The 936-nt window shown below is 63.2% G+C and carries 2 protein-coding genes; one reads left to right on the top strand and one right to left on the bottom strand.

The genetic code is table 11. From position 1 onward, the window contains the following. Positions 1–421, bottom strand: a 421-nt coding sequence (locus tag AX681_RS17535) for a MobA/MobL family protein (protein WP_197421888.1), incomplete at its 3' end; no start/stop codon positions are given. A gap of 175 nt (positions 422–596) precedes the next feature. Between AX681_RS17535 and AX681_RS17530 the strand changes: the two genes are divergently transcribed. Continuing rightward, the gene (locus AX681_RS17530) at positions 597–929 is read left to right on the top strand and encodes a conjugal transfer protein TraD (RefSeq protein ID WP_066659358.1); all 333 of its coding nucleotides are present in this window, start codon (positions 597–599) and stop codon (positions 927–929) included. The last annotated feature ends 7 nt before the right edge of the window (positions 930–936 follow it).

The raw sequence follows: 936 nt of genomic DNA, 5'->3' as shown, positions 1-936 counted from the left end.
TGACATGCGCGTGCGGCTTCGGCGTGCCGTCCTTCGCCTTGTCCCAATGCACGTTCAGGTCCGCGACCATCCCGCGATCGACAAACTGCTGCTTCACGAAATCGCGCGCGAGCGCGACGCCCTGCTTCTCGTTCATTTCGCGCGGAATCGAGAACTCCACCTCGCGGGCAAGCTGCGCGTCCTTGCGCTTCTCCCCCGCCTCCACCTCGTTCCACAAGGTCGCGCGGTCGTTTAAACGCTCCGGCGCGCCTTCCGGCAACATGATCTCGGAGTGGGTCACGCCCGCCTTGTTGCTGAAATCGTGATCGCGGTTTAGCCGATCGTCATGTAACTCGGACGCGGAACGATAGGCGGCGCTCGCGACGGCGCTCGATCCGTTCGCGCGGCTGACAACCTTGGCGGAGAAGTGGTAGATCGCCATGACGCCCCGCTTATTGCACTTCTGAGCGCACGTCGGCAACGACGTATAAGCGCGCACTCACAATCCGCTGCGCTTCTCGTGATTGACTTGGTGTCGCCTGCTGCTCCGTTCGGTATTTACCCTCCCGCTAGTGGCGCTAGAGTGATCTAGCTGCTGGTCGCGGAAGGGAGAGACGATGCGGAAGGTTCGCGATTACGATGCCGAACTAAAAGCGCTGAACGACAAGGCACGCTCACTCAAGGCGAAGCGGGTCGAACAGCTCGGCCAGCTTGTCGCTGCAACCGGGGCCGATGCACTCGATGCCGAGACGCTGGCGGGCGGCCTGCTCCATGTCATCGCCGAAGCGCAGATTGCTGGCAATCGGGAGGCGTGGCGCTCTGATGGCGCTGCTTTCTTTCAGCGGCGCGGGCGCAAAGGTGGCGGCGCTGCTGCGATCGACGGATCGGGCACTACGATTGAACCGGGCGGCGACGCTGCGGGCGGAAGCAACGCAACGGCGAACGGATAGCAGGGTC

Origin of the sequence: Sphingomonas sp. CCH9-E2, assembly GCF_001557215.1 — a bacterium.
Taxonomy (GTDB): domain Bacteria; phylum Pseudomonadota; class Alphaproteobacteria; order Sphingomonadales; family Sphingomonadaceae; genus Sphingomonas.
This window is presented reverse-complemented; position numbering and strand designations above follow the sequence as displayed.